The following is a 20,497-nucleotide window of genomic DNA, read 5'->3' as shown; positions in this document are numbered from 1 at the left end:
CATTACCTCACTCGAATGCGCGGATCGGCCCACGCGTAGAGCACATCGGCCAGTAAGTTACCGACGATCGTCAGCACCGCCAGAAACAGGGTAAACCCCATCAATACCGGATAATCGCGAGCGGCCAGCGAATCGATATGAATGTGCCCGGCGCCCGGCCAGTTAAATACTTTTTCGGTAATGATGGCGCCAGAGAACAATCCCGGCAGTTCGAAGCCAAGCAGGGTGATGACCGGCAGTAGCGCATTGCGCAGCGCGTGTTTCATGATAACCGTGCGTTCTCGCAGCCCTTTAGCACGGGCAGTACGAATGAAATCCATCTTCACCACGTCAAGCATGCTGGCGCGAAAATAGCGCGTCAGGCTGCCGGCCTGCAGCATCACCAGCGCCAGTACCGGCAGTACCAGATGGGCGGCGACCTGCAGCACATACTGCCAGCCGCTATCGTCGCTACCGGTATTGGTCATCCCGCCTACCGGCAGCCAGTGCAGGTCGACGGCAAACCACTTAATCAGCAGCAGGCAGAGGAAAAAGGTGGGAAAGGACATGGCGGCGAACACCGCGATACTCACCAGATGATCGAACCATGAATTAGGTCTGAGCGCGGAGACAACGCCAACCGTCAGGCCGATACCCCAGTAGAAGACCAGCGCCACGCTTGCCAGCAGGAAGGAGTTCCAGATGTACTGGTTCAGTAACTGGCTGACCGGGATCTGGTATTGCAGCGAGAAGCCTAAATCCCCGCGCAGCAGTTGCCCCAGCCAGTGAAGGTAGCGGGTGAAGAGCGGCTGGTCGAGGCCGTATATCGCCTTCAGTTCGGCGGCGCGGGCGGCCGTCAAGGTGATGTTGCCATCGATAAAATCGCCGGGGGTTTTAGCAAAGAGCATAAAAATGATAAAGGAGGCCAGCAGCAGCATCGGCAGCGTTTGCAATATGCGCCTCAGGATGAAATTTTTCATAACATTCTCACATCAGCCGCCGGGGGGCCGGCGGCTGGGGGATTTACTTCACGATTTTCACGTCCGGCAAACTGCCGGTGAGGCCGTTATAGATATCCGGCTTAAAGCCGGTCACCCGGGCGCTGCTGGCGGAAAGAATTTCCCGGTATCCCAGCAGGATAACCGGCGGATCCTCGGCCAGCACCTGATACAGCTGGTGATAGATAGGCTTGCGTTGTTCGACATCCAGCACCGCGTTGCCCGCATTGATAAGCTTATCGACTTCAGCGTTGTGATAGCCCGACTCTTTGGCCTCGCTGCTGTAGAAGTCCCACACGCCATCATGCGGATCGTTGAGAGTACTGGTGCTAAACGACGCCAGATCGTAATTACCCGCTTTGCGCTGCGCCATCAGCGCGTTGAAATCAACCACCTGCGGTTTCAGCAGCACGCCTATCTGCCGCCAGTTCTCTTTGGCAATTGGGATCAGCGCATCGTTAATGACTTTTTTGCTCGCCAGTAGAGTCAATTCCAGCCGCTTACCGTCTTTCACGCGGATGCCATCGGCGCCAGGCAGCCAGCCCGCTTCATCGAGCAGTTTTTTCGCTTGCACCGGATCGTAATGGTAGGGGTTGACGCCCTGCGCATTGAAGGCCCAGGAAATAGGCGCGATCGGTTCAATGGCTACCTTACCGTATCCCTGATACACCACGTCGATTAACTTCTGGCGGTCCAGCCCGTAAATCAGCGCCTGACGCACTTTTTTATCCTGCAGCGCCGGGCGATGGACGTTGAACTCCACCTGGCTGTAGTCGCTGGAGCCGTACAGGTTGATATTGGCAAAACCGAGCATCTTAAGCTGCTCAATATCATCCGGGCGCGAGGTGAAGGCGTCGTAGTCGGTTTCGCCGGTCTGGAATAACTGGAAATTGGTAGACGGATTGGTCACGCGATAGATAAAGCGCGGTGTTGGCGGCGTACCGCGATAAAAATGCGTGTTGGCGTGGAAGCGAATCTCCTGCCCGGGAATATATTTATCGTAGACATAAGGACCGTTACCCAGCGGTTTTCCGTGCAGAGAACGCAGATAATCCAGATTTCCACGTTGATACCCTTTTCCGTACCAGGCTTTCGATAATACCGGACCGCCGATTTTCGCCAGCGTTGTCGCGCCCGGCTGGGTGGTAGTAACCTGTAAGGTCAGCGGATCGATAACTTTCAGGCCGCTCACGCTATCGGCTTTGCCTGCTTTATATTCCGCGCCGCCGGCGATATTGGCCAGAGTGATATCGGTATCGCCGTCATATTTCGGGTCGAGCAGAACGGTCAGCGTAAAAGCGACATCCTCCGCGGTGAGTGGCGATCCGTCACTGAAGGTCAGGTTAGGGCGTAATTTGATGGTATAGACTTTGTTATCCGCGCTCACCGTCCAGCTCTCAGCCAGCCCCGGCACCAGCTTACCCTGACTATCCCAGTCAATCAGGCGTGAAAAAATAACGTTGGTGACGTTTTCATCCCAACCGTTGACGAAGAAGTAAGGGTTAAAGATCCCCTGTGGTTCGGAAATGCCGGCCACCACCGTGTCTTTACGCAGTTTGGCGCTGGCCGGGATCTGGCTGGCATCGGTTGCGGGAGTGATCCCTTCTTTAAGAATATCGTCGGCGTTGGCGACAGAAGAAAATGCCACCATGCTACCGAGTAGCGCCACTTTCAGCGCCAGCGCGAAGCGCGTTTGTCTGGTTTTTAATCCTTGCCGTAATCTGGACAAAAGTGCTACCTCATCAAATGATTGCGTTGTTATTTACAATTCATGACGAAGATAAGAGGCGCGCTGAATACTGTCTAACAACGAAACGCTATGGTTTATAGCCATTTCGCATTAGCAAAAAACCGGCAATATAATGCCGGTTTTCGGGGAAGTCATAGTAGATTGTTCTTTATGCCGCGGCAGCTAATCGCCGGCCTCAACCGGCAGCCACAGGGCCTGCGGGTTGGCGAAATAATATTCGACTTCGGCATAAAAACGGCTGGCGTGCTGGCCATCAACAAAAGCGTGATTAAACCGGCCGGCAACCGGAATGATGCCATTTTTCAGTTTTCCCCACGTCAGGGCGGGTACCGCCGCGCCCACGTAGTATTCCGCATGGGTCATGGCGCTGAAGTGCAGCCACGGCAGGCAACTGGCGCAAAAGAAATTTTCTTCTTCCACAATAAGCGGTGAGGGATTGGTGCTTCTTGCAGCCTCAATGCGCGGCGTCGCGGCGGCGCTAAACGCGGGGAAATCAGCGGCGTTATCGCACCATACCTGGCGAAAACCTTCGCTGGCGGTCATGATCGGCGTCATCACTGAGATGGCGTCATATTCGATGATATCGTCGTTGCGCAGGCGCTGTTTCAGCTGCGGTACGGCGTTGGCCGCGCGCAACAGGCCGAATAATGCCAGTTGAAAGAAGGAAACGCCCCGGTCTTTCGCGCAGGTGTATAACTGTTGCGCTTCTACCGGCACGCACAGATTGAAGCTGGGATTGGCAAAGGTACGGTAGAACGTAAAGTGATCCAGGCGAGGCCAGCTCGCTTTATCAATGACGCGATAATGTGCCACGGTCGACTCCTTCATGTGGATTTGCCTTACTATGCGACGATTTCCACCAGGTTTCCATCAGGGTCTTTGATAACCGCCTCATAATAGCCATCGCCGGTAGTGCGTGGGGCAGAGACTAAAATTCCCGCCATTTCAGCGCGTTTGGCTAACGCATTCACCTGTTCCGTGCCGCCGACGGCGATCGCCAGATGCACCCACCCCGTATGGTTGTTATCGTGGGTCGAGTCATGTAAACCGGGTTTGGTCATTAACTCAATGGCCACGTCAGAGCCAATTTTTACAAAGTAGGATTCAAAACCAGGATTGGTTTTACTACGGTATTTTTCGTTGATTTCGCCGGCAAAAAATTCCACCCAAAAGCGTGCTTGCTGCTCAAGATGGCGGGTCCAGAGGGCGATATGGGCAACTTTCATGATTTACCTCGTAAGGGTTCGGGTTGACAGCATGCGCATAAGTGAACGATTATGCTCTTTTCTGCTCGTTATATTTATTTTAAGGAGTTGTTGTGCTCGATTATGCAGCTTTCCCTCAGCAACGACAAGCGCTGATTTGTCAGATCCTGCAGGAGGACGGTAGGGTCGTTTGCGCCGATCTGGCCCAGCGCTTACAGGTCTCTGAACACACTATTCGCCGCGATCTTCATGAGTTGAGCAAAGACGGATATTGTAAGAAAGTCTACGGCGGCGCGGTGATGACCCTCCCGGAATCCATGGAGTACAACGAACGTAAAGAGAAAAACAGGGCAACAAAGAGCAGAATCGCACAGAAATGCGCACAGCTAGTGAAACCGGGCGGCTGTATTTTTATTGATACCGGCACCACCAACCTGGCAATGGCGGAAGCGCTACCGGGCGAACTGGCCTTAACCGTGGTTACCAATTCCCCGGAAATTGCGGCGGTTCTGCTTAAAAAACCGCTTTACGAGGTTGTGATGCTCGGAGGTCTGGTGCAACGCGCGGCTGGCGGTTGTGTCGGCGCATCGGCGGTGGCCCAGGTGCAGGGGATCCTCTTCGATCAGGGATTTATTGGCGGCTGCGCAATGGCTCCGGAGTCAGGTCTAACCGGCTTTGATCACACCGATTGTGAATTTAAGAAAGCGGTTATCAAACAGTGCAGTGAAATTATCGTTGGCTTAACCTCAGATAAAATCCCCGCCGTCGCGCGTTTTGTGGTAGCTGAAAGCAGCGCCATTGACGTGCTGGTCGTGGAGGAAAACATCAGCCGTAAATACCGGGATGCTTTCCGTGAACACGAGATCCGTATCTATACCGTTTAGCACACGGGCAAATTATTAATTTGAGAAAACCGGGCTATCACTTTGATAAAAATGGCGGCGAAATGTTACTGGCCTGCGGGCCGCGGCCTTAGTAGCGCTATTTTCTCCGTACTTTAGCCGCATTTTGCGCGACGACTCACAAAAACGAATCTTAAACGGCACCTCATTGATTTCTGGCACAAATCTTGGATTTGTTATCGGTGATGTGGCTTTTCCCATGGGTTATGGATAGCGCGACGTTTAGCAAACCCGGGATTGCCCGCAACGGATAATCATTGAGGGGACTGTTATGTGTGCTTCACCTTCAGCGCCGCTACGGCGCGTGGATGGACTGGCGAAAGTCAAAGGAACGGCCGTTTATGGCGACGATATTACCTTACCGGGCATGCTGTATGGCGTTTGCCGCTTTGCGGATATACCCGCCGGGAAAATCGAGGCGATAGATCTTAGCGAGGCGCTGAATGTTGCAGGCGTGGTAAAAATCGCCACCTGGCAAGATATTCCCGGTACTCCGGTCGTGGGGATTATCGTCAAAGATTATCTGCCTATCGTCAAAGACGAGGTGGTCTTCCACGGCGATGTCGTCGCCGTGGTGGCGGCAACCAGTTATGAAGCCGCCTGTGAGGCGGCGGATAAAATACATGTGCGCTATACGCCCTATGAGCCGCTAACGGACGTAGAAGCCGCGCTGGCGCCGGATGCCCGGCGAATTCACCCGGAGCGCAGCGATAATATCGCCGCCCATCACCACACCGTTAAGGGCGACATCGCCATAGGTTTTGCCGAAGCCAGTCACGTGATTGAACGTGAATATGAAGTGGGCTTCCAGGAACACGCGTACATTGAACCGGAAGTTGTACTGACCTGGCTTGACCCCACCGATGGTAGCCTGATTATCTCCGGCTCCATTCAGAACCCGCACCGCGTACGCAGCTTCGTGGCTAAGTTTATGGGCTGCCCGCAGAGCCAGATTAACGTCAAACGCGCGGTGATGGGCGGCTCGTTCGGCGGCAAAGATGACATCATCGATCACCTGGCCTGCCGTTCCGCATTGATGACGCGCCTGACCGGCCGTCCGGTGAAATTTACCTACACCCGCGAGCAGTCCATTATCGAAAGCTGTAAGCGCCACCCTTATAAAATGAAGTATCGCGCCGGGGTGGACGACAACGGACGCATTCTGGCGATCAAAATCGATATTCTCGCCGACAGCGGCGGCTATGCGGCGTCCTCCCCGTTCGTCACATGGCGTTCTTCGGTGCAGGCCGCTGGGCCGTACAATATTGATAACGTCCATATCGACGTTAAAGCCGTCTATACCAACAACAGCTATACCTCGGCGATGCGTGGTTTCGGTTCACCACAGGTGGTTTACGCCAACGAATCCTTTATGGATGAAATTGCCGAAGTGCTCAATCTCTCGCCGGTGGCGGTGCGTGAAGTGAACGCGCTGCGTCAGGGCGATACCTCGGTCACCGGGCAGCGGTTTGATAAACACACCGTCTCGGCGACTGAAGTCCTGAGTAAGGCGGTGAATGCCTCGGAATTTGCGGCAAAACGCCAGCACTATCGTGAATTGAACCAAAAAGGCGGCGTTTATCGCTATGGCATTGGCCTGGCGCTGAGCTACCGTGGTTGTTCCATCGGCGCGGAAGGGGTAGATACCTCGACTGCGCTCATTCAGGTGAATGAGGACGGCAGCGTCAATCTGGCGACATCGGTTTCTGAAAACGGTCAGGGTCTGCAAACCGCGATGTCGCTAATCGCCGCGGAAGCCTTTGGTATTCCTCTATCGGAACTGCATTTTATGGAACCGCCGACCTCGGTTATCGGCGACGGCGGATCGACGGCGGCAACCCGTGGGACTATGGTCGGCGGTGGGGCGATTCTTGACGCCGCGGACAAGATAAAACGCCGCATTCTCAGCGTCGTCGGCGACAGCATCGGTACCCGCGAGTTGGCTGAAACCTTGTGGCAGGATGGCTTTATCATCAACGTCCAGGACAGTGAACGGCGTATTGATTTCAAAACTGCGGTTAATAAAACCAAATGGGCCAGCGTCAGCCTGACCGAGTACGGCTGGTTTGTGCCGCCGCCCATTCATTGGGATGAAGAAAAAGGGTGCGGCAGCCCGTACTTTACCTGGGTCTATGGCTGCCAGGTGGCGGAGGTACGGGTGAATACCAGCACCGGTAAAACCGATTTGCTGCATGTTACCGCCGCCCATGACGTGGGCCGGGTACTCAACCCGGTGGGTTTTGAAGGCCAGGTTTATGGTGGGGTGGCGCAGGGTTTTGGCTACGCGCTGCTGGAAGACTTCAACATTGAAAATGGCCAGGTCAAATCGGAAAACTTCGACAGCTACCTGCTGCCGACGATGAAAGATATTCCGCCGATGACGATTATCGGCGTAGAAAACCCGGATATCGCCGGGCCTCTGGGGGCGAAGGGGATCGGCGAGCCAGCTACTGAACTCGCGGCGGCGGCCATCAATAACGCGGTGAGTTTTGCCCTCGAGACGCGGTTTAATAAATTACCGTTGACCCTCGAACAGGTGATCCTCGGCTACAACCTGAAAAAGCCGGTTCGCCAAAGCGAAATGATGCTGGAGGCGGAAAACAAGAAGCAGGTGCTGCGCCTCACTGACGTGGAAGTGACTCGCGCGAAAAGCCTGCAGGAGGCGTTAACCCTGCTGGCGCAAGAGGGCGTAACGGCTATCGCCGGCGGTACCGATGTGATTGTGCAGGGGCGTCTGCAAACCCGCGCGCTGCGGTTGGTTGATATTTCCCGTCTGCCGGAGTTGACGCAGGTGAGCGAAGATCCGGTCAGCCATGAGGTCATCATTGGCGGGGCGATGACTTTTAACCGTATTACCGATCATCCGCTGCTGCGCGAACGTTACCCGCTGCTGGCGCAGGCCTGTCATACCGTCGGTTCGCACCAGATCCGTAATCGCGCCACCATCGGCGGCAATATCGTCAACGCCGCGCCCTGCGGCGATTCCATTCCACCTGCCATCCTCTATGACGCGCGCATCGAGCTGCGCTCGCTAAATGGCGTACGCACCCTCGGTCTGGGCGAGTTTTTGCTGTCCGGCTACAAGACCCAGCGCCAGCCGGATGAACTTTTGACCAAAGTGATACTGCCGCCGCCGGCGCGCCCGCGGGCTAAAGGTTTCTATCACCAGTTAGGGCGGCGCAACGCGCTCAACATCACCCGTCAGAGCCTGAGCGCGCTGCTCGATTTTGCTGATGATGGCACGGTGAGCTACTGCCGTCTGGTGGACGGCGCGCTGTTCAGTAAGCCGCAGCGGTTACTAGATATTGAACGCTGCCTGCTAGGGAAACCGTTAAATAGCGACACGATTAACAGCGCCTGCGAGGTGCTGGACAAGCTTATCTATGCGGCCATCGGTAAGCGCTGGTCGGCGGCATATAAGCAGCCGGTGTTCGTCAATATGTTCCGCGACATGATGGCCGAGGCGCAACGGGCCTCAGGGATTTAATGATTCATTCAGGGCGCCAGAGCGCCCTGTACAGGATAGAGCTATGAGCACAATTAAAGTGAAGGTAAACGGCAAGCTGGTGGAAGCAAAAGTAGAAGGCAATATGCGCCTATTGGATCTGGTGCGGGATACATTGCATCTTACCGCCACCAAAGAGGGATGTTCGATTGGCGAATGCGGCGCCTGCACGGTGCTGATGGACGGTAACGCCGTTTGTTCTTGTCTGGTACTGGCCGAACAGTGTGATGAAGCGGAGATCGAGACGCTCGAAGGGTTAAACGATAATCCGATTACGCAAAAATTACAGGATGCATTTATTGAGAAGGGCGGCGTGCAGTGCGGGTTCTGTACGCCGGGAGTACTGGTCAGCGCCACCGAATTATTAACCAAAGAGCCGCATCCGGACGAAGCGCAAATAAAGGATGTATTAGAAGGCAATATGTGCCGCTGTACCGGCTATCAGCCGATTATTGACTCCATTCAACACGCGATTAAATCGTGATCTTGTAACGGGGCTGCTGTTTTGTTAGTAGCCCCGGTAAGCGCCACCGGGGGAGGATTCCCGGATAGCGGCGCACAGCGCCTTATCCGGGCTACGGTTCGGTAGTCGGTTGGTAGCCCCGGTAAGCGTAAGCGCCACCGGGGAGGGTTCCCGGATAGCGGCGCACAGCGCCTTATCCGGGCTACGGTTCGGTAGTCGGTTGGTAGCTCCGGTAAGCGTAAGCGCTACCGGGGAGGGTTCCCGGATAGCGGCGCATGGCGCCTTATCCGGGCTACGGTTCGGTATTCGGTTGGTAGCCCCGGTAAGCGTAAGCGCCACCGGGGGAAGGGTCCCGGATATCGGGTAAGGCCGCCGAACCTTAACCCATCGCGCTTTCGCGCAGGCGGGCTTTTAGTTTGTTGTACTCCTCGATCACGTACTGCTCCGCCGCGCGCTGATCGGCAATCCGCTCAACGTTAACCGCGCAGTACTTGTACTCCGGCGTTTTGGTTATCGGACTCAGGTTCTCCGACACCAGCTCGTTACAGGCACCGATCCACCACTGGTAGGTCATGTACACCGCGCCTTTATTCGGTCGATCGCTGACCTGCGCGCGGGTGATGATGCGACCCTTACGCGAATTGACCCACACCAGCGCTTCATCCTCGATACCTAACCGTTCGGCGTCGGCGGTGTTGATTTGCGCATAGCCTGGTTCATCGGCAAGCCTGGTTAAGGCCGCGCAGTTGCCGGTCATCGAACGGCAGGAGTAGTGGCCGACTTCGCGCACCGTCGACAGCACCAACGGATACTGTTCAGAGAGTTTATCTCCCGGCGCGACCCAGTCGCAGGTGAAGAACTGGGCTTTACCGCTCGGTGTAGAGAATGTCTCTTTAAACAGATACGACGTCCCCTGGTCGGCGTCGGACTCATCGCGGCATGGCCACATGACATAGCCGAGTTCGCCCATTTTCTCATAGGTGGCGCCGTAGAAGTCCGGGCACAGATGCCGCAACTCATCCCAGATCTCCTGGGTGTTGTTGTAGTGCATCGGATAGCCCATCCGGGTGGCGATTTCGCTGATGATCTGCCAGTCGGTTTTCAGGTCCCACTTCGGCTCCACCGCTTTAAAGAAGCGCTGGAAGCCGCGGTCCGCTGCGGTATACACGCCTTCGTGCTCGCCCCACGAGGTGGACGGCAGGATGACGTCGGCCGCGGCGGCGGTTTTGGTCATGAAAATATCCTGGACGATAACCAGTTCCAGCTGTTCAAACGCCTTGCGCACCGCGGAAAGCTCGGCATCGGTCTGCAGCGGATCCTCGCCCATAATGTACGCCGCGCGGACTTCGCCGTGTTCGGCGCGGTGCGGCAGCTCGCTGATGCGATAACCGGTATGTTCCGGCAGGCTGTCGACGCCCCAGGCTCTGGCAAACTTCTCGCGGTTTTCCGGGAACTTAACGTACTGGTAGCCCGGATAGGTATCCGGCAGTGCGCCCATGTCGCAGGCGCCCTGGACGTTGTTCTGCCCGCGCACCGGGTTGACGCCGACGCTCGGCTTGCCGAGGTTGCCGGTAAGGATCGCAAGGCTGGTCAGCGAGCGCACGGTCTCCACGCCCTGGTAGAACTGGGTGACGCCCATGCCCCACAGGATGGCGGCGGATTTGGCGCTGGCGTACATCCGGGCGCAGGCGCGGATCTCCTGAGCGCTGACGCCGGTTATCTCTTCCACCGACTCCGGCGTATAGCCTTCGACGATTTTGCGATACTCCTCGAAGCCTTCGGAACGGCTGGCGACGAAGGATTTATCGTACAGATCCTCTGCAATAATGACGTGGCCAATGGCGTTGAGCAGCGCGATATTCGAGCCGTTCTTCAGCGCAATGTGCATGTCGGCGATGCGCGCGGTTTCAATCTTGCGCGGGTCGCAGACGATGATTTTCGCCCCGTTACGTTTGGCGTTAATGACGTGATTCGCCACGATAGGGTGGGAATCCGCCGGGTTGTAACCGAAGATAAACACCAGATCGGTGTTATCAATCTCCGTGATGGCATTACTCATGGCGCCGTTACCGACCGACTGGTGCAGACCTGCAACCGAAGGGCCGTGTCAGACGCGAGCGCAGCAGTCGACGTTATTGGTGCCAATAACGGCGCGCGCGAATTTTTGCATCACGTAGTTGGTTTCATTACCGGTCCCGCGGGAGGAGCCGGTGGTCTGGATCGCGTCCGGGCCATATTTTTCTTTAATGGCGCCAAGGCGGGTGGCGACGTAATCGAGCGCCTCATCCCAGGAGACGGCTTCCAGTTTGCCGCCACGCTGGCGACGGATCATGGGGGTTTTGAGACGCGGGGTCAGGATCTGGGTATCGTTAATGAAGTCCCAGCCATAATAGCCTTTCAGACACAGGGTGCCCTGATTGTTTTTCCCCATGGCCGCTTCGGCGCCGACGACCATGCCGTCGTCCACCACCAGCCGCAGCTTACAGCCAGCGGCGCAGTAGGGACAGACGGTGGTGACTTTTTCCATCGTGTGACTCCTTAAAAATAGTACGGCAACAGATAGATAAAACGGCTGTTAATTCCGAGGGTAATGGCGTCCTGGATGGCGGGAACCGCCATCAGGGCCATCATCAACAGTGCAAAAAGCAGACGTTGCGACATAGACATCAATCACTCCTGGCCGTCAGCGGCGGTTTGACCTTTCTGTACCTTGCGCAGCAGCAGCCACATGCGTACCGTACGCACGGCCATGTTGCGAGCAGCCGCGCTCGGCGGCGCCGGGTCCGGTTCCGGGACATCGTGAGAAATACGGAACGGCACGCTGCCGTTCAGCGTCAGGTTGGCGACAATCGCCGTCAGGGTGCCGATAGTGATGCCGCTGTGCAGAAACAGCTGCATCATCGGCGGGAACTGGGTAAACAGATTCGGCACCAATACCGGCATCATGCCGAGACCAAGGGTGAGTGCGACCACCATCCCGTTGTTATTGTTGCGATAGTTGACCTGACCGAGAGTACGAATACCGGAAACGGCAACCATGCCGAACATAACGATACCGGCGCCGCCGAGGATCGGTTTCGGAATCAGTACCACCAGCGCCGCCATTTTGGCGAAAATGCCCATCAGCATCAGAATGACGCCGGAGACCGACACCACGAAACGGCTGCGTACGCCGGTCAGGCCAATCAGGCCGACGTTTTGCGCAAAGGCCGCGTAGGGAAACAGGTTGAAGAAGCCGCAGATCGTCGTCGCCAGTCCGCAGGTATTCAGGCCGTTACGCAGCATGCTGGCCGTGACCTGTTTACCAACGATATCGCCGGTCGCCATGATGGACGACATGGTTTCGACCATCACCACCACCATGACCATCGACAGCAGGGCGACGGGCACGATGTGAAACTCAGGCCGGGCGAACTGCATCACCTGTGGCAGATGTAGCCACGGCGTAGCGTTGACGAGGTTAAAATCCAGCGGCTTGAAGAAGCTCCATAAAATAGTGCCGATCACCAGCCCAATCAGCACCGAGGTGTTTTTGACCACGCCGGTGGCGAAGGTATACAGGTTAAGAATAATGACCAGCGTGATGGCCGCCATCAGCAGCGAGAAGAGATCGCCGAAACCGGCCATCTCGCTGCTGCCGCCGCCAATCCATCCTCCCGCGACCGGCATAATAGAGAGGCCGATCAGCGTTACAATGCCGCCCATCACCACCTTTGGAAAGAAGCGAATCAGGCGGCTAATCCACGGCGCGCAGCAGAGGATAAAAATGCCGGAGACGATAACCGAGCCGGAGATCGCCCCGATACCGTACTCTTTACCAATAAGCACCATCGGGATCAGCGCGGCGAAAGTACAGCCCTGGATCAGCGGTAGGCGGCAGCCCAACCACTGCTTGATGCCCATCGATTGCACGATGGTCGCGGCGCCGCAAATAAACAAATCGGCGCTGATTAACAAAATAATATGCTCCGCAGGCAAACCGACCGCGTTACCCACCACCAGCGGTACCGCCACCGCCCCGGCGTACATCACCAGCACGTGCTGCAATCCATAGAGAATCATTTGCGTAATTGGCAGGACCTCATCGACCGGCGCGACAGTCGCCGTATTGCGTGAGGCCGGAATGGCAAAATCTTTCATGAAGTAGTTGTCTCCTTTACGACTTCCGCCCGTGCCGAACTGAAAGGGGGGAAGTTACGATTCGAAGGCCATTGCCTCCCTCTGCTGATGATGTTCACCAGCGTATAACGCGCACGGAGTTGCTTATGCGTTAGGAGGGTTATGCGTAAGCTGTGCCAAAAATGAGCGATGCGGCAGTGGAGTAATATATTTGTGAAATCAATCACGGGTTGGCTTGTCTATTTCTTGCTGGCCGGTTTAACGTTGCGAGCGGGCATCAGAAATAAAAATGGCGAATATCAGTTTGAGATATATAGCGTCTCATTTTGGTAGGCAAAATAAGCGCTAAGAAGATAAAAATGATAAAAAGTCAGGGCGGAATTGAGATGCCATCCCGGTGATTTGGTGAGGTTTTATTTATTCGAGAGCCACAGGAGAGTAATAATTTGAGCTGACTCGCAAAAATGAATGGCTACATAAGTTGAGCGCCAAATATCGCCCGAATATTGCAATCCATCCCTAAGACTATTCCAGAAGAATAAAAGGGAAGCAAATGAATCGATTTATTGTGGCCGATGTTGCGAACTGTATTGGATGTCATGCCTGCGAAGTGGCCTGCGTCACGGCGCATCATCAGGATGCCTGGCCGGCACAGCGCAGCGCGTTTGTTCCGCGCATCCATGTTGTCTTCCACCGGAATACCAGTACTGCGACCACTTGCCACCATTGCAACGACGCGCCTTGCGTCACCTCCTGCCCGACTCAGGCGCTGTATGTCGCCAACGACAGCATCCAGTTTACCCAGTCCGAGTGTATCGGTTGCAAAAACTGCGTCGTCGCTTGCCCATTTGGCGCAATCGAGATGGTCGCCAGCGGGGAAGATGGCCCGCAGCTGGCGCAAAAATGCGATCTTTGTCGCGATCGCCCCTCAGCAGAGCAGGCGTGCGTGGCCAGTTGCCCGACTCAGGCGTTGCGCGTAATGGACGAAAGCGCGCTCCAGCGTTTACAGCGGGAAAGACAAATCCGCTCCGCCCAGGGGCAGCCGCTGGCCGAGCGACGTGGCGCAAGGCGCGAAGCGATCCTGGATAAAGCGCCGCGGGTGGGGGCGAAGAAGCTTGCCGCGGAAGAGCGAAAAGCGCATTTTGCCGAGATCTACCAGCGCCTTAGCGAATGTGATGCCGAATATGAAAGCGAGCGTTGCCTGTACTGCGCGCAAAAAGCCTGGTGCAACTGGACCTGCCCGTTACACAACCATATTCCTGATTTCATACGACTGGTGCGTGAGGGCAAGATTATTGAGGCCGCAGAACTCTGTCATCAAAGTAGTTCGCTGCCGGAAATCTGCGGCCGGGTCTGCCCACAGGACCGGCTATGCGAGGGTGCCTGTACGCTGAAAAACGAAGGCGGCGCGGTGGCGGTTGGCAATCTGGAACGCTATATCACCGATACCGCGCTGGCGATGGGCTGGCGGCCAACCACAGGCGAGGTTGCCCCGCGTCAGGAACGCGTGGCTATTATCGGCGCCGGCCCGGCGGGACTGGGCTGCGCGGATATTCTCGCGCGCGCCGGGGTACAGGTTGATGTTTTTGATAAACATCCTGAAATTGGCGGGCTGCTGACTTTCGGCATTCCGTCTTTCAAGCTGGAAAAAACGGTAATGGCGCTGCGGCGCGAGATCTTCAGCGATATGGGGATTCGTTTCCATCTCAATCAGGAAGTGGGGCGCGACGTGGTCTTCAGCGACCTGGTTGCTAACTATGACGCGGTCTTTTTAGGCGTCGGCACCTATGGGCTGATGGGCGCGGGTCTTGATGGCGAAGACGCGCCGGGTGTTATTCAGGCGCTGCCGTTCCTGATTGCCAATACCCGTGAGGTGATGGGTCTTGAAGAGAGCGCCGAATATCCGTTAACCGACATTAAGGGTAAGCGGGTGGTAGTGCTGGGCGGCGGCGATACGGCGATGGACTGTCTGCGCACCGCGGTGCGTCGCGGAGCCGAGAGCGTAACCTGCGCCTATCGTCGCGATGAGTTAAGCATGCCAGGCTCGAAAAAAGAGGTGGTGAACGCGCGGGAGGAGGGCGTGGCGTTTCAGTTTAACGTTCAGCCGCAATATATCCTGCATAACCGTAAAGGCCAGGTCAGCGCCGTCGGGATGATCCGTACCGAAATGGGTGAACCAGGGCCGGATGGCCGCCGGCGCCCGCGGCCAATTGCCGGTTCAGAATTCGAACTCCCGGCCGATGTGCTGGTGCTGGCGTTTGGTTTCCAGGCTCACGACATGCCATGGCTGCGGGGGCATGGCATCAAACTTGACCGCTGGGGGCAGATTGTAACGGGCGGCAAAGGTCGCGGCACCACACAGACCAGCCATGACAAAATCTATGCCGGCGGCGATGCGGTACATGGCGCCGATCTGGTGGTGACGGCTATGGTTGCCGGGCGCCAGGCCGCAAGCGAAATGCTGGCGCGATTTGACCATAAGGAGCGGTGATGACCCATTTTATTCTTGCCAGTTCACAGGCCTGTATCGGCTGTCGTACCTGCGAAGTCGCCTGCGCACTGGAGCATGTGGCGGAAGGGGCGGAGTTTCATCCGCGATTGAAGGTGATGCGACTCGACACGTTGAGCGTGCCGGTGATGTGCCATCAGTGTGAAAACGCGCCATGCGTCGGGGTCTGTCCGACCGGCGCATTGGCGATGGGCGCCGAGCGGGTAGAAGCCGATGCCGGGCGCTGCATTGGCTGCCAGAGCTGCGTCGTCGCCTGTCCATTTGGCGCGATTACTATCGAAACATCGGCGGCGCATCCGCCGGTTATTGTGAAGTGCGATCTCTGCGAGCAGCGAGACGGTGGCCCGGCCTGCGTATCGGTGTGCCCAACGGCGGCAATATCGCTGATGACCGGTGAGGCGCTGGCGGCGCTGCAGAAACAGAGAACGATCGCCAGCGCCAGCTTGTTGAGCTTGTAGGAGAGTCCCGGATGGCGACGCGCTGCGTCTTATCCGGGCTACCCGATCGATGTTTCTGTGCTATTTATAGCCCCGGTAGAAGCCAAAAAATAAACCCGGTACAGCGACCGGGTTTTGTTTTTGCGTGATGGGTTTACGGCAACGCATCCATCCGCTGCCACATCTTCTTCGCCACCTTTCGCGCTTCGGCGAAAATCGTATCGCAATCAATAGCGAACTGCCGATCCTCATAGACCATGACGCCATTTACCATCACGCTATGAACGTGGCTGGCCCCCAGACCGAAGGCGATGTGCCCGGCGAGATTCGCCGCCAGCAGCGGCGTCGGCGGAATATAATCGCTGATGGTTAAATCCGCCTTATAGCCTGCCTCAATACGGCCAAAACGGTCGTTAAAGTTGCGGCTAAGCAGCGTGTTACCGTTGCTTAATGCCCGCGCAAAGCTATCCGGCCACAGTGGCCCGCCGGCATCGCGGTGTTTAAAGAAAGCGAATTTGAGTTCTTCAAACATATCGGAGCCGATGCCGTCGGTGCCCAGCGCCAGGTTGCGAAACGCCGTCAACTGCTGGTTATAACCAACGTGGTTGTTCATGTTAGAGCGGGCGTTATGGACAAGGAAACCATCGTGCGCGTTCAGCAGTTCAATATCAGCTTCCGACAGATACAGCCCGTGCGCTACCAGCGTTTTACTATCGATGAGATCGAACTCCGCCAGGCGTACCAGCAGATCTTTACCGTAGTGATGGTGGCTGTGAGAAACGTCGTAACGGTCTTCCGCCATATGAATATGCAGGCCGCGCCCGGTTGTTTTTAATGCTTCGCGAAGCATTAAAAGCCCCTCATCAGGAACCGTAAACGGCGCATGAGCGCCGATATGCGCTTCTACCAGATACGGTTCGTCGCCGCTTTCCCGCGCCCGATCGATTTCGCGGGCAAAGCGGATATTTTCCTCGACGCTTGCCTGAAGTTCCTGCAACCCGCCGTTACGGTCGGTGGTTTCAAAGCAGGTCATGCCACGCAGGCCGACCTTGATGAAAGCGTTACGTAACTGACTTAATGATCCAGCGATATAGTTCGGCGACGCGCTGTGGTCAATGACGGCGGTGCAGCCGCTGCGAATGGCCTCCAGCGAACAGATAAGCCCGCTGTAGTATAAGGACTCCTCATCCAGAGCGCGGTCCAGGCGCCACCACAGGTTTTTCAGCGTCGAGATAAAATCGGGACTCGGCGCGATATTGGCCTGAATTCCGCGCGACAGTCCGGAATAAAAATGGTTATGCGAGCAGACCATTCCCGGCATCACCAGTCGGCCGTGCATTTCTTTAATACGCGCCTGCGGGTAACGCGGGCTCAGGTTCGCGCCTGTTTCGAGAATCCTGTCATTTTCAATGACGATATCGACACCTTCTTCCACTTTTGCCGGGTGAAGCTGGGCAAGGGTGGCATTTTTAAGCATTAAGATACTCATACTTCGACGGCTCCCAGCAAATAGTGATGATGTTGATGAACGTGGCTGATGATGCGGCACATGGCATCCAGCTGCGGCGGTACTTCAGCGAACTGACCTCGCTGGTCGATATCCAGCAGCCAGGTCATGCCATCCTGACGCACGTGGACGCGCTGTTGCTCCACGAGAAAACCCGGATTACTGCTGTTGTTGAAATCCTGTTCGAGGCTAAAGACGGTGACCTTGTCCTTATAGGGTTTTCCCTGCCATGGGCAGAACTGCGCGCAGTTGCCGCATTCGTTGCAGTACGCGTCGAGGTGCAGCGTCTGAAAGCGGTTGTCGAACCCCGGTACCGCAATAGAGACGTTGGCGCGGTTCGGGCAGACATCAACGCATTTGCTGCAGACGTAATTACATTCGAGGCAGCGCTCCGCCTCCTGCGCGACAAAGGCATCGCGGTCGTCTTTATCAACCTGAGCGATAGCAATGGTCCCTTTGCGGCGGTAGATGTCCGCGGGATCGACGTTATTCCACTGTTTATCGCCGAAGTGGCTGCGGATATTCTCGCGTTTGAGAATTGCATCGCTGGCGCGACGGGCGTTGCCTATCGCCGAGACGATAGAAGAAGGGCCACGCTGTACGTCGCCAATCAGGAATACATTAGCCAGCCGGCTTTCGCCATCAGCGTTGACTTCAGGCCAGCCGCGATCGTTGAGCGGGATCCCCATCGCCGCCAGCGCTTCGCCATCCTGCTGTTCGCCGATGGCGGTAATCAGCGTATCGACCTGCAGCGTCCAGGTTTCATCGGTGGGTATTGGGCGACGTCGACCCTGTTCATCAGGCTCGCCGAGGGCCATGGTGCGGACGGTTAGCGTGCCGTCAGCGGCGAAGTATTCCGGGTTGCTGAGAAAACGGAACGTAACGCCATCCTGGAGGGCTTCTTCGTACTCCTCGCGCCATGCCGGCATCTCCTGCTGCGAGCGGCGATAAATCACCGTCGCTTTCTCAACGCCGGGGATGCGCAGCGCCGCGCGGGCGCAGTCCATTGCGGTGTTACCCGCGCCGACAATGGCCACATGTTTACCCACGTTCAGGCGATCGCCGCGGTTGAACGCGCGCAGGAAGTTGAGCGACTTATGAATATGCGGGTTATCGCCGCCAAGCTTCACGCCGCTGTTTTTGTCGGTGCCGGTGCCGATCAGTACATAGCGATAACCCTCCTGACGGAGTTTTTCGACGGTGAGATGCGGTTCGCAGCCGTAGACAATGTTGACGCCGTGATTAACAACGAACTCAATATCCTGCTGGATAAGTTCAGCGGGAATGCGGAAATGCGGAATGATATTTTTTACCACTCCGCCAGCGTTGGCTTCGCGCTCAAAGAGCGTGACCGGGTGGCCGGCGCGGGCGAGGAAGTAGCCCGCCGCCAGCCCCGCCGGGCCTGCGCCAATCACCGCCACCGGGTTTCGGCTGCCGGAACCCGCCGGTTTATGCCAGCGGCGTTGGTATTCCGGCCAGCCTTTCTCAAGGGCGATTTTTTTCAGCTCGCGGATATTTAACGCACTGTCATAATCAAGACGCGTACAGTTGTACTGGCACTGGTGATCGCAGATGTGACCGGTAATCGCCGGCAGCGCGTTACGTTGATAGATAAGCTCCAGCGCATCGGCATAGCGCTGCTCGCCCATCAGGCGAATGTATTCCGGAATATCCTGTTTGATGGCGCAGGCGCTGACGCAAGGGGCGACGTAGCAGTCGGTTAACGGCAGCGGCTCGCCAACGTCGATGCGATCGTCAGGCTTCCAGTGTTTTTGCGTGTACTCCATGCTGACCGCTTTTTCCGCCAGCGCGTTCAGGCGCTTGACGTCGACCTGATTCATCTCCCAGCCATCGGCCTGCTCCAGCTCGCGCATGCACTGGCTAAGACGCAGATAACCACCGGGTTTTAGCAGATCGGTCGCCATGGTAATGGGGCGGATCCCGGTTTCAAAGATATCGCGAATATTGAGCTGGCTGGCGCCGCCGGAGTAGGAGATCGGGAGTTTGCCGTCGAATTCACGCGAGAGCAGTGCTGCAACGTTGATGGAGAGCGGGAACAGCGCGCGGCCGGACATATACATCTCATCGCCGGGCAGCGCGCCTTTATTGTTGACCGTGCCGAGGGTGTTGGTCAGCTTCACGCCGAAGCCAAGTTGTTTACTTTTCGCCAACGCCATCAGGCGCGTCAACATTTCCAGTGCCTGGCCGATTTTAAGATCGTGTTCAAAAGATTCTTCATTCAGACCGATATAGTCAAAGCCGCAGGTGTCGAGAATTTCGCGTACGCGGGGGTAGCCCAACAGCGTCGGATTGAGCTTCACGAAGGTGTTGAGCTGTTTCTCTTCCAGCATATAGCGGCAGATCGCTTCGATTTCATCTGGCGGGCAACCATGCATGGTAGAGAGGGTAACCCCTTGTACCAGTTTTGCAGGAATGCGTTCCGCGAGCGTCGCCAGCCGTGGGCGAATATCATCCAGCGACAAGCGGGTGAGGAAGGCGTCATCATGCAGCCAGCGGTTCAGCGTGTCGCGGTACTGGGTAAATTTTGGCTGCGCGGCGGCGTTCATCATATTATCGATAAACTGCTGCATCGGCGGTTGTTTAATGCCTTCCAGGTTATAACCGACGCTCATATTGAAAATAAAGGACTTACCGTTCTTCGCCGGCGTGAATGGGAAAAGCTCTTCCAACAGATGCAGAATAAACCATGCTTTAAGATACTCATCCCACGCTTTTTGCAGCGTAAATTCTGTAGACCATTCGGTGTTAAAGCATTCGTCTTCGGCATCGATGCAGGGTTTTTCCAGCTCAAGCCGGTCGAGAATCTGTACGGTTTTCAACTCGATAAACCGCCCACCGGTGAGCCAGGCGGTGATGATATTCTGCGCCAGTTGGGTATGCGGCCCGGCGGCGGGGCCGATTGGGGTGGCGCAGCTTTCGCCGAAGACGCTTACCCGGCGTTGGTTGGCAGGCGAATAGAACTGCTGCTCAGGAATACCAAAAATGGAATGGTGTTGTTGATACTCATCGAAAATGCGCGTCAATAATTCCTCAAACGGGACGGGACGCATGATATCCCCCATAACCCTCTCCTTTATTTGTGCAATCAAATTTGCCGGTTAG

Annotated in this window: 15 protein-coding genes; 5 read left to right on the top strand and 10 right to left on the bottom strand. The window is 56.3% G+C overall.

What is annotated here, in order from left to right; genetic code table 11:
- Nucleotides 1-2: 2 nt before the first annotated feature.
- The 4 genes from ABLV07_RS14610 to ABLV07_RS14595 all read right to left on the bottom strand — a co-directional run bounded on the left by ABLV07_RS14610 (nt 3) and on the right by ABLV07_RS14595 (nt 3,953).
- Complete coding sequence (locus tag ABLV07_RS14610) at nt 3-959, bottom strand: ABC transporter permease (RefSeq protein WP_348853546.1); 957 nt, start codon at nt 957-959, stop codon at nt 3-5.
- Nucleotides 960-1,002: 43 nt separating this feature from the next.
- Nucleotides 1,003-2,706: an ABC transporter substrate-binding protein gene (locus ABLV07_RS14605; protein WP_015366923.1), complete on the bottom strand. Its 1,704-nt coding sequence runs from the start codon at nt 2,704-2,706 to the stop codon at nt 1,003-1,005.
- A 183-nt stretch (nt 2,707-2,889) separates the two neighbouring features.
- Nucleotides 2,890-3,540: a CatA-like O-acetyltransferase, family 1 gene (locus ABLV07_RS14600; RefSeq protein WP_032715556.1), complete on the bottom strand. Its 651-nt coding sequence runs from the start codon at nt 3,538-3,540 to the stop codon at nt 2,890-2,892.
- Between the two features lie 29 nt (nt 3,541-3,569).
- Nucleotides 3,570-3,953 carry a glyoxalase/bleomycin resistance/extradiol dioxygenase family protein gene (locus ABLV07_RS14595; RefSeq protein WP_015366921.1) on the bottom strand — a complete coding sequence of 128 codons (384 nt, stop codon included), beginning with the start codon at nt 3,951-3,953 and terminating at the stop codon, nt 3,570-3,572.
- A 92-nt stretch (nt 3,954-4,045) separates the two neighbouring features.
- On the opposite strand from ABLV07_RS14595, the gene ABLV07_RS14590 reads away from it, so the two are divergent.
- The 3 genes from ABLV07_RS14590 to ABLV07_RS14580 all read left to right on the top strand — a co-directional run bounded on the left by ABLV07_RS14590 (nt 4,046) and on the right by ABLV07_RS14580 (nt 8,823).
- Nucleotides 4,046-4,816, top strand: coding sequence for a DeoR/GlpR family DNA-binding transcription regulator (locus tag ABLV07_RS14590; RefSeq protein WP_032707884.1), 771 nt, complete (start codon nt 4,046-4,048; stop codon nt 4,814-4,816).
- A gap of 289 nt (nt 4,817-5,105) precedes the next feature.
- On the top strand, nt 5,106-8,321 hold the full coding sequence (locus ABLV07_RS14585) for a molybdopterin cofactor-binding domain-containing protein (protein ID WP_045361186.1): 3,216 nt from the start codon (nt 5,106-5,108) through the stop codon (nt 8,319-8,321).
- A 43-nt stretch (nt 8,322-8,364) separates the two neighbouring features.
- On the top strand, nt 8,365-8,823 hold the full coding sequence (locus ABLV07_RS14580; RefSeq protein WP_015366918.1) for a (2Fe-2S)-binding protein: 459 nt from the start codon (nt 8,365-8,367) through the stop codon (nt 8,821-8,823).
- 24 nt (nt 8,824-8,847) lie between these two features.
- Here the strand turns inward: ABLV07_RS14580 and ABLV07_RS14575 are convergent, their stop codons facing one another.
- Genes ABLV07_RS14575 through ABLV07_RS14560 form a run of 4 tightly spaced genes read right to left on the bottom strand, consistent with a single transcriptional unit; the run spans nt 8,848 to nt 12,942 of the window.
- Nucleotides 8,848-9,141, bottom strand: a complete 294-nt coding sequence (locus ABLV07_RS14575; protein ID WP_285197693.1) for a hypothetical protein — start codon at nt 9,139-9,141, stop codon at nt 8,848-8,850.
- Between the two features lie 40 nt (nt 9,142-9,181).
- On the bottom strand, nt 9,182-11,329 hold the full coding sequence (gene fdhF, locus ABLV07_RS14570; RefSeq protein ID WP_285197691.1) for a formate dehydrogenase subunit alpha: 2,148 nt from the start codon (nt 11,327-11,329) through the stop codon (nt 9,182-9,184).
- Between the two features lie 11 nt (nt 11,330-11,340).
- Nucleotides 11,341-11,469, bottom strand: coding sequence for a hypothetical protein (locus tag ABLV07_RS14565; protein WP_015366915.1), 129 nt, complete (start codon nt 11,467-11,469; stop codon nt 11,341-11,343).
- 3 nt (nt 11,470-11,472) lie between these two features.
- Entirely contained in the window at nt 11,473-12,942 is a 1,470-nt protein-coding gene (locus ABLV07_RS14560; RefSeq protein WP_015366914.1) for a nucleobase:cation symporter-2 family protein, read from the bottom strand.
- 532 nt (nt 12,943-13,474) lie between these two features.
- Between ABLV07_RS14560 and ygfT the strand changes: the two genes are divergently transcribed.
- Complete coding sequence (gene ygfT / locus ABLV07_RS14555; protein ID WP_087876853.1) at nt 13,475-15,412, top strand: formate-dependent uric acid utilization protein YgfT; 1,938 nt, start codon at nt 13,475-13,477, stop codon at nt 15,410-15,412.
- The gene (locus ABLV07_RS14550) at nt 15,412-15,888 is read left to right on the top strand and encodes a 4Fe-4S dicluster domain-containing protein (RefSeq protein ID WP_015366911.1); all 477 of its coding nucleotides are present in this window, start codon (nt 15,412-15,414) and stop codon (nt 15,886-15,888) included. Before ygfT ends, ABLV07_RS14550 begins: the two co-directional genes overlap by 1 nt.
- A 133-nt stretch (nt 15,889-16,021) precedes the next feature.
- Here ABLV07_RS14550 and ssnA read toward each other — a convergent pair whose 3' ends face one another.
- Nucleotides 16,022-17,356: a putative aminohydrolase SsnA gene (gene ssnA, locus ABLV07_RS14545; RefSeq protein WP_047076702.1), complete on the bottom strand. Its 1,335-nt coding sequence runs from the start codon at nt 17,354-17,356 to the stop codon at nt 16,022-16,024.
- Nucleotides 17,353-20,457, bottom strand: coding sequence for a putative selenate reductase subunit YgfK (gene ygfK / locus ABLV07_RS14540; RefSeq protein WP_032714363.1), 3,105 nt, complete (start codon nt 20,455-20,457; stop codon nt 17,353-17,355). The genes ssnA and ygfK overlap by 4 nt, the downstream gene beginning before the upstream one ends.
- Between the last annotated feature and the right edge of the window lie 40 nt (nt 20,458-20,497).

This window comes from Klebsiella sp. CN_Kp097 (assembly GCF_040064495.1).
Classification (GTDB): Bacteria; Pseudomonadota; Gammaproteobacteria; order Enterobacterales; family Enterobacteriaceae; genus Klebsiella; species Klebsiella aerogenes.
The sequence above is the reverse complement of the archived record's forward strand: the minus strand, read 5'-3'. Positions and strand labels throughout refer to the sequence as shown.

Coding starts and splice junctions, on each gene's coding strand:
- ABLV07_RS14610 (WP_348853546.1), bottom strand. CDS start 959: ATGAAAAATTTCATCCTGAGGCGCATATTGCAAACGCTGCCGATGCTG.
- ABLV07_RS14595 (WP_015366921.1), bottom strand. CDS start 3,953: ATGAAAGTTGCCCATATCGCCCTCTGGACCCGCCATCTTGAGCAGCAA.
- ABLV07_RS14585 (WP_045361186.1), top strand. CDS start 5,106: ATGTGTGCTTCACCTTCAGCGCCGCTACGGCGCGTGGATGGACTGGCG.
- ABLV07_RS14580 (WP_015366918.1), top strand. CDS start 8,365: ATGAGCACAATTAAAGTGAAGGTAAACGGCAAGCTGGTGGAAGCAAAA.
- ABLV07_RS14565 (WP_015366915.1), bottom strand. CDS start 11,469: ATGTCTATGTCGCAACGTCTGCTTTTTGCACTGTTGATGATGGCCCTG.
- ABLV07_RS14560 (WP_015366914.1), bottom strand. CDS start 12,942: ATGAAAGATTTTGCCATTCCGGCCTCACGCAATACGGCGACTGTCGCG.
- ygfT (WP_087876853.1), top strand. CDS start 13,475: ATGAATCGATTTATTGTGGCCGATGTTGCGAACTGTATTGGATGTCAT.
- ABLV07_RS14550 (WP_015366911.1), top strand. CDS start 15,412: ATGACCCATTTTATTCTTGCCAGTTCACAGGCCTGTATCGGCTGTCGT.
- ssnA (WP_047076702.1), bottom strand. CDS start 17,356: ATGAGTATCTTAATGCTTAAAAATGCCACCCTTGCCCAGCTTCACCCG.
- ygfK (WP_032714363.1), bottom strand. CDS start 20,457: ATGGGGGATATCATGCGTCCCGTCCCGTTTGAGGAATTATTGACGCGC.